Source organism: Thermodesulfobacteriota bacterium (genome assembly GCA_039028315.1).
Classification (GTDB): Bacteria; Desulfobacterota_D; UBA1144; order Nemesobacterales; family UBA2774; genus CR02bin9.
The window spans coordinates 1-7,878 of record JBCCIH010000113.1 but is presented as its reverse complement, the minus strand read 5'-3'; the positions used below and the strand labels follow the sequence as shown (position 1 = coordinate 7,878).

The 7,878-nt window shown below is 42.1% G+C and carries 10 protein-coding genes and 1 tRNA gene; 4 read left to right on the top strand and 7 right to left on the bottom strand.

What is annotated here, in order from left to right; genetic code table 11:
* The 4 genes from AAF462_07885 to AAF462_07870 all read right to left on the bottom strand — a co-directional run.
* On the bottom strand, positions 1 to 1,544 hold a 1,544-nt coding region (locus AAF462_07885; protein ID MEM7009036.1), incomplete at its 3' end, for a 2-isopropylmalate synthase.
* 80 nt (positions 1,545 to 1,624) lie between these two features.
* Positions 1,625 to 2,383: a Nif3-like dinuclear metal center hexameric protein gene (locus AAF462_07880; GenBank protein MEM7009035.1), complete on the bottom strand. Its 759-nt coding sequence runs from the start codon at positions 2,381 to 2,383 to the stop codon at positions 1,625 to 1,627.
* A 20-nt stretch (positions 2,384 to 2,403) separates the two neighbouring features.
* On the bottom strand, positions 2,404 to 2,655 hold the full coding sequence (locus AAF462_07875; protein MEM7009034.1) for a GlsB/YeaQ/YmgE family stress response membrane protein: 252 nt from the start codon (positions 2,653 to 2,655) through the stop codon (positions 2,404 to 2,406).
* A gap of 84 nt (positions 2,656 to 2,739) precedes the next feature.
* Entirely contained in the window at positions 2,740 to 3,180 is a 441-nt protein-coding gene (locus tag AAF462_07870; GenBank protein MEM7009033.1) for a hypothetical protein, read from the bottom strand.
* 110 nt (positions 3,181 to 3,290) lie between these two features.
* Between AAF462_07870 and AAF462_07865 the strand changes: the two genes are divergently transcribed.
* A complete protein-coding gene (locus AAF462_07865; GenBank protein MEM7009032.1) occupies positions 3,291 to 3,656 on the top strand; it encodes a TRASH domain-containing protein in 366 nt (121 codons plus the stop codon).
* Here the strand turns inward: AAF462_07865 and AAF462_07860 are convergent.
* The 3 genes from AAF462_07860 to AAF462_07850 form a co-directional block, all read right to left on the bottom strand.
* Positions 3,653 to 3,832 (bottom strand): hypothetical protein, encoded by a 180-nt coding sequence (locus AAF462_07860; protein MEM7009031.1) that lies wholly within the window; start codon positions 3,830 to 3,832, stop codon positions 3,653 to 3,655. The two genes, AAF462_07865 and AAF462_07860, sit on opposite strands and share 4 nt — an antisense overlap.
* Before the next feature lie 15 nt (positions 3,833 to 3,847).
* On the bottom strand, positions 3,848 to 4,141 hold the full coding sequence (locus AAF462_07855) for an antibiotic biosynthesis monooxygenase family protein (protein MEM7009030.1): 294 nt from the start codon (positions 4,139 to 4,141) through the stop codon (positions 3,848 to 3,850).
* Between the two features lie 163 nt (positions 4,142 to 4,304).
* Positions 4,305 to 4,378: transfer RNA gene (locus AAF462_07850), tRNA-Gln, on the bottom strand.
* Positions 4,379 to 4,485: 107 nt separating this feature from the next.
* Here AAF462_07850 and queF point away from each other — a divergent pair.
* The 3 genes from queF to AAF462_07835 all read left to right on the top strand — a co-directional run bounded on the left by queF (position 4,486) and on the right by AAF462_07835 (position 7,876).
* Complete coding sequence (queF, locus tag AAF462_07845; GenBank protein ID MEM7009029.1) at positions 4,486 to 4,866, top strand: preQ(1) synthase; 381 nt, start codon at positions 4,486 to 4,488, stop codon at positions 4,864 to 4,866.
* Positions 4,867 to 4,988: 122 nt separating this feature from the next.
* On the top strand, positions 4,989 to 5,801 hold the full coding sequence (locus AAF462_07840; GenBank protein MEM7009028.1) for an ABC transporter permease: 813 nt from the start codon (positions 4,989 to 4,991) through the stop codon (positions 5,799 to 5,801).
* Between the two features lie 29 nt (positions 5,802 to 5,830).
* Positions 5,831 to 7,876, top strand: a complete 2,046-nt coding sequence (locus AAF462_07835; GenBank protein ID MEM7009027.1) for a transglycosylase SLT domain-containing protein — start codon at positions 5,831 to 5,833, stop codon at positions 7,874 to 7,876.
* Positions 7,877 to 7,878 lie beyond the last annotated feature (2 nt).

Genomic DNA, 7,878 nt, shown 5'->3' with positions numbered 1-7,878 from the left:
AGCCCTTTCATAGTTGCGCGTTTAGGGTGCTCTTTACGCCAGCGGAGTTTATTAAGAGCGTTGACGTAGGCTTTTACGCTTGCAACAACGATGTCAGTGTTGGCTCCCTGGCCTTGAGTTATTACGCCGTCCTGCTCGACTCTGACCGTAACCTCACCCTGGGCGTCTATGCCTTCTGTGATAGCGGCAACGTTATAAGTCTCTAGCGTTGGGCTTAGACCAGTAGCTTTAGACACCGCCTGATAGGCTGCGTCAACCGGGCCATCACCGACCTCTGAAACTGTAACTTCCTCATCGTCAATTAATAGCCTTACTGTTGCGACCGGACGCATATCCACTCCGCCTGAGTAATTGGCAGATAACACTTTGTAGAAATCAGATGAGCGGACAAACTCTTCACTAATAAGAGCTTCTATGTCTTCATCGAAAACATATTTCTTTTTATCAGCAAGGTCTTTGAACTTAACAAAAGCATCCATAAAGGTATCGTCATCTAGGAAATAGCCATACTCTTCAAGGCGGTCCCTAAATGCATGACGTCCTGAGTGTTTACCAAGAACAATCTTATTTGAAGGTATACCAACCTCTTCAGGACTCATGATCTCATATGTGATCCTTTCTTTTAAAACTCCGTCCTGATGAATTCCTGCTTCATGGGCAAAAGCGTTTGCGCCTACAATTGCTTTGTTTGGCTGAACGTTAATACCAGTTATTTGCGAGACTAACCTGCTTGTCGGATAGATATGCTCGGTGTTTATTCGAGTTTCAAACGGGTTGTGGTCATTTCTTACCTTGAGTCCCATAACTATCTCTTCAAGAGAAGCATTGCCCGCTCTTTCGCCAAGGCCGTTGATAGTACACTCAACCTGTCGTGCACCTGCTTGAACAGCTGCAGTTGAGTTAGCAACAGCAAGACCAAGGTCGTTATGGCAGTGAACGCTTAGAGTTAGATCATCAAGCCCGTCTACCTTTTCAAGTAGAGTTCTAATAATATGGGCAAACTCCTCGGGCACTGTGTATCCAACAGTGTCAGGGATGTTTATGGTTGAAGCACCTGATCTAACCGCAAGATCTACTGCCCTTACAAGGTAGTCAAGATCCGTTCTGGTGGCATCTTCGCAAGAAAACTCCACATTTGGCGTATAGTTTCTTGCGTGCTTCACAGCGCCGCTTATGATCTCAAGCACTTCATCCTGTGATTTTCTAAGTTTATGCTTTAAATGAATCTCAGAGGTTGCAATGAAGGTATGTATTCTTGGGGATTCAGCTCCCTTTACAGCTTCCCACCCTCTGTCAATGTCTCTGTAGTTAGCACGGCAAAGCCCTGCTATCTCACAGCCTCTTATTGTATCGGCAATGACTTTAACAGACTGGAAATCACCTTCTGAAGAAATCGGAAATCCGGCTTCGATAATGTCAACGCCCAACTTCTCGAGCTGGTGCGCTACACGTAGCTTTTCTTCAGCAGTCATTCCGCAACCTGGAGCCTGCTCACCATCTCTTAAGGTCGTATCGAATATCTTAACCATATTACTGCTTCCCATTTCAATTAACCTCCTAAAATTTAAACAAATATTGTAAGTCTGGACTGTAGGGTTGTCAATAATTAAAAGTGGTTAGAGAATCACAACCCTGTGGGTAAATCTATAAAGGTGGTATCAACTTTAAGCTTTTTTTGGACAACTTTTGATAGGGCTTTAAGACCAACAGTTTCTGTTGCGTGATGACCTGCAAATATTACGTTCATACCTGAGTCCTGGGCCGTATAGTAGAGTTCAGCTGTGTCGCCTGTTATATAAAGATCTGCGCCCATTTCGAGCGCTTCGTAAAACCCAGAGTAGCTTCCTCCGCCGCTGCATACGGCAATGGTTTTTACATTGTTAGTCCCGAAGGGAAGAACTATGCACTTTGTATCTAGCTTATCATTTAATTTACTTTCTATGTCTGTGATTGATACCGCGCGTTTTCTCTCCCCTAACCATCCGATATTCTTACCTTTATGGTGCATAAACTCTTTTTTTATTGGAGCACCTAGGAGTTTAAGTATCTCTGCGTTGTTACCCACTTCTTTGTGTCTGTCGAGCGGCAGGTGGCATGCATATAGCGATAGATCGTTATCATAGAGAACTTTGATTCTATCTTTTGACCAGCCAGAAATTGAGGGATTGTGATTGCTCCAGAAATGGCCGTGATGAACCACTAGCATATCAGCGTTAATTTCCACAGCTTCTTCAAAAGATTTGACCGAGGCGTCAACAGCAAATGCGATTTTATCTACACTGGAGCGGCCTTCAAACTGAAGACCGTTCCAGCTTGAGTCCTCGATTTCATTAACTTTTAGATACTTATCAAGAAAACTTACGACTTTCTTTAGTGATGGCATGATAGATTCTGTACTAATTTTTACCTTTTCACCATTCTATAGATAAGAAGAAGCACAATTGAACCTATAACTGCGAAAATGAAGCTTTGAAGATCAAAACCTGGCTGAACACCAGCAAATCCAAGAATATTTGCAATAAACCCGCCAACGAGCGCGCCTACGATACCTATAACAATTGTCATTATGAATCCGCCGGGGTCTTTGCCCGGAAGAATCATTTTAGCTACAGCTCCTGCTACCAAACCAAATATAATCCAAGATATAATTGCCATTCATAGCCTCCTTTGTGTGTATGAATCTAAGCACTAATTACATCTCAATGTTACTATTTTTTAAGTTAAAGTTCAAAGGGGGATTTATCTCATTCTTTGGCTGTAATCCCATGAATAGATCCATATGGGCTTTATGCATATTGCAGTCTCAGTATCCTTTCTGCTAAGAAGCCACTTCCCCAAATCGGCATTATCGTCATCTAAAAATCTGTCCACGAGTTTTTCCAGAACTCCCGGGCCTTTTTCTGGTATTAACTCGGCATCTCCTTTTCCCCTGACTCCCATATATGGACTAACATTGGGACCAATCTCAAAACCGCATTTGTTATTACCCGTTAATATTTTTGCTACTGAGGAGTCACTCTGTACTGCGCACCATATATGCCCCTTCTCATAGAGATACCAAAGTGAAAATACAGTTGGATATCCTTTTGACGTTATTCCTGATAGTCTTAGAGGAAACTTAGTCTGATTTAAATACTGCTCAACTCTTTCTATATCCCAGTCGCCTTTAATCTCAGTCATAAAACTATTTCTCCATTATCTGCGATATAATTAGTATATCTTGAATGACAACATTTGCAGATTGGAAAAATTGGCTTATCCTATTATTTATATAAACGGAGGCTCTTATTATGAAAAAATACAGCGCATTATTTACATTCTTAGTAGTAGTTATAGCTATCGCCGCATTGGGTACACATGTGCAGGCGGAGCAAAGTTCAGCACTAAAACCACTGGACGCAAAGTATGTCTGCATGATCACAAACCAAGAATTTGTAAGAGAGCAGATCCCGGTTGAGGTAGAAGGCAAAACTTACTACGGCTGCTGTGAGATGTGCAAGGCTAAAATAAAGAACAATCCTCAGAGCAGAGTTGCTGTTGATCCGATCAGCGGAAAACAGGTAGACAAGGCTGATGCAGTAATCGGCGCTGCGCCAGACGGTAGCATTTACTACTTTGAGAGTGAAGAGAACTTTGCTCAGTACAATCCGAACTAAGTTAGGCCCACATATATAGCCCAGAGAGCTAAAATTCCCCAGATAGTAACTAGTACCCAAAAGAGCGCCGGCTCTTTGGCGCGAGCTACTTTTCTATGTATCCAGGTGCTGCCCGTTATTATTTCGTAAATATCCCATACAAGAAGTGCAATACCTACGATCAGCCAGATGTTCATGATGTTACCGAATGACTATCCATTTACTATATCTAGAAAGACCCTGTTTGGACGGCCATCTAAGAATGAGCGGATTTTTTCAAGATCACCCCTTTCCTCTCTCCAGTGGTGATATTTTTCATAATTCTCTTTTGCAGCCCATTTTTCTACTAAGAAGATGCGGCTTGGATCTTCTTGATCAACGCAGAGGCTAATGCCCTCATTGCCCTCAAAGTTTCTTGTATCAGGAAGTATTTCTGCAAAGAAATCAGCATACTCTGAGATCTTTTCTTCCTTTATCTTCGCATCTACTATTAACATTACACTCATTTGGAATCCCTCCTCTAATTAGAGATAATTTTGTTATATATATAGCATATACTCACATTTTCATATATTTGCGAGACCTTACTGAGCGTAACACACATGAAATTTTATTACAATCAAAATTTGAGACAGCGAAAAAATTAGTCTTATAATCTAGATGTTGGGATGGCTGGGGCACAAGGATTCGAACCTTGACTTTCGGTTCCAGAGACCGACGTACTGCCGTTATACTATGCCCCAAAGAGAGCTTTTAGTATTTATAATAAAGAGTGCTCAGTCAAGTATTTTGCTAGAGCAATAGTATTAGATACACTTCTAGTATCAATTTACAGAAAAGAGGAGCCGAAATGGCTGATAAGCATTTTGATATTCTAGAGACATTTGAAAACCAGTATCCGGGCAGGGAATACGAGATAGACATTTCGTGCCCCGAGTTTACATGTGTATGCCCAAAGACGGGACAACCTGATTTTGCGACAATTCATTTAAAATATGTGCCAGACAAACTCTGTATAGAACTTAAATCTCTTAAATTGTACATGTTCTCATACCGTGATGAGGGAGCTTTCCATGAACATGTTACAAATCAAATTCTGGACCACATAGTAGAGGCCTGCAAACCCATAAGGGCAGAGGTAACAGGGGACTTTAACGTAAGGGGCGGTATTAAAACTATAGTAAGGGCCAACTACTTTAAAGACGAAGATTCAAACGCTGGATTTAAGTAAGTGACAGAGTCACTTTTTCAAAATGAAAGCGGCATGTTTATCAATTGTATTGCTAAAAGTTATTTCTTTCGCTTCAAATAGAAGTTAATATTTGTAATAACCACAATAAAGGTAGATATGAATTGCTTCTAAAAGCTCAGATATTCATAACCGGCGCAATTATTATATTAATCGTTGCCACAGCTGTGGCTGCTCCATATATTGCCCCATTTGCCTACGACGACACGGATTTCTCAAACACACTAAGCTCCCCAAATAAAGTAAACATTATGGGCACAGATCAGGAGGGAAGAGACCTTTTCTCCAGAGTTATATATGGCTCGAGAGTTTCTATAGCGGTAGCCTTGGGAACAGCGCTAATTGCTCTAATCGTAGGAACATTGTACGGAGCAATCTCTGGATACTTGGGCGGTAAAGTGGACGAGCTTATGATGCGAGTGGTAGATATTTTCTATTCACTTCCAGATTTGTTGTTGATAGTGCTGGTCACTCTTATAATAGGTAGAGGCGTGCTCGGAATCGTACTGGCACTTGGGTTTACGGCATGGATGAGGGTTGCAAGAATTGTAAGGGGGAACGTGCTTCAAATTAAAGGCGTTGACTATGTTCAGTCTGCAAGGAGTCTTGGGGCATCACCATCACGAATACTAGGGCTACATATTATTCCAAATATCCTAAGCCCTCTTATCATCACAATCACTTTTGCGGTGCCGTATGCAATATTGGCTGAGTCCACTCTTAGTTTTCTGGGACTTGGGATCGCGCCGCCAGAATCTAGCTGGGGGACTCTTGCAAGCACAGGATGGCAGGGAATAAGAACATTTCCGCATTTAATTGTTTTCCCTAGTTTAGCGATATTTATTACAGCATTTTCATTTAATCTATTTGGTGAAGGGCTCAGGGACTTGTTAGACCCTCAAAGGGCAAAAAGGTAGGTAGACACAAAAACTATGGAGGGACATATATGAATCACAGATATTTACTAGCAATCTTATCTACAATAACTCTGAGCATATTAATGTGCCCTCCTTCAAACGCTGCCACTAGGCTTAATTGCCAGTCAGAAATTTATCAGCAGGCAACGGCAGACCCTAAAGACAGGTTTAAAAAAGGCTACTGCTTTGTGAAAGTCGGCCAGTATCAGCAGGGCGTAAACATGCTAAACAGTGTGGGAGACGGACTGCCTGAACTAGGTGACTATGTTTTATATTTCCAGGGCGCTGGATATGAGAACCTTGGTGACTATGCAAATGCATCCACATACTTCAATAAGATATTAACTCAGTACCCAGACAGCGGACTTAAGAAAAAAACCCTTGCCCGTTTGGGAACTATTTACACTCAGTCGGGTGATTACATTAATGCCGAGAGGATATTCAGATCACTTTACAGTGAAGAGACAAAAAGGAGCTTAAAAGCTTCTTACCTTTATGGACTGGCAGAGGCAATGGAAAAACAAGGAAGATACCAGGACGCCATGGCAACATATAGACAGATTTGGGTCGAGTATCCTGAAACAAAATCTTCTGGTGAAGCTAAGGCAGCAGCTACCAATTTAAGCAATAGTCAAGGAATAGCTTTTGTACCAACGCAAGCTGATTACCTTCAGCGTGCAAATATCCTATTTGATAAATCCAGATGCAGCTCGGCTCTTAACAACTACAACAAAGTCTCATCCAAAAGCGCTGAAGTTAGAACTAATATGGGAATCTGCATGGTTAAAACCAAGCGCTATAATGAAGCAGAGAATGTGCTTAAAAATATCAACTCTCCCCGCTCGCTATTTTGGCGTGGAAAGCTAAAAACCAAGCTTGGGCTTGATTCACAAGCATCTGCAGTCTATACACAAATACACAACCAATTCCCAAACAGCCAGCTGGCACCAGAAGGGCTTTATAATGCGGCGCGGCTTTATCAAATAAACGGTCAAACCCAGCAGGCAATTAGAACCTATGACATTCTTATAAGATCATATCCTAGAAATAAATACGCCGAGGACGGGGCATGGAACCTTGGCTGGATTTACTACAGAAAAGGTCAGTACAGAGAGGCCCATGGTACTTTTTCAGCATTTATCGATTCTGAATCCAGCTTCAATGCATCAAATGCAAAGTACTGGAGAGCAAGAACCCTTGAGAAACAGGGCAAATTAAATGAAGCAAATGTGCAGTATAGAGAGCTTGCGGGATCTACAACTCCCACATACCACACATATATGGCTCAAAAGAAAAGCGGCTACAGTCCGGCTTATCCCAACCCCAACCCTGAGACAACTGCGCTTAACCCTAAAGCAAGCAAAAGAAAACAAAAGGCTCAGATGCTAATCAGTCTAGGAATGCCGGAGGAAGCGCAGCTTGAGATAGTGGCAATGGAAGAAGAATCAAGAACCAAAGAAGAGCTTGTTGTGGTTAGTCTTCTGTACTCTCAGGTTGAGGACTATTATCAGTCAATCAAAGTTGCACAGGGTCTTGGCCTTCCGCAGGCCAACAGGCTTTCTTATCCAAAGGGTTATCAGGAATATGTAGCCCCTTATTCTAAAAAATACGGGGTTGATGAGCTACTTGTTTATTCAATTATAAGAGAGGAGAGCAGGTTTCAAAAAGACGCTGTCTCCCCAGCCGATGCTAGAGGTCTTATGCAGATGATTCCGCCCACAGCCAGAACAGTGGCAAGGCAAGTAGGCATAAACGGCTTTAGCTTATCAATGCTAACAATTCCAAGAATAAATATTGAGATGGGAATTTTCTACTTTAAACAGGTGCTCGATCAGTTCGATGGGGATGTTGAGCTTGCGCTTGCCAGCTATAACGCAGGGCCTCATAGAGCTGCGGATTGGAAAGTCAGGTTTTATGGGCTTGAGAAAGATGAGTTTATTGAAGAGGTTCCATTTAGAGAAACCAGGAATTACATAAGAAGGATTCTTCGAAGCTACGGCGCCTATAAAGCAATATACGGAAATACTGCTCAAGCAGCGCCCGTTACACCGCAAACCACAAGCCCGAGCAACTAAGT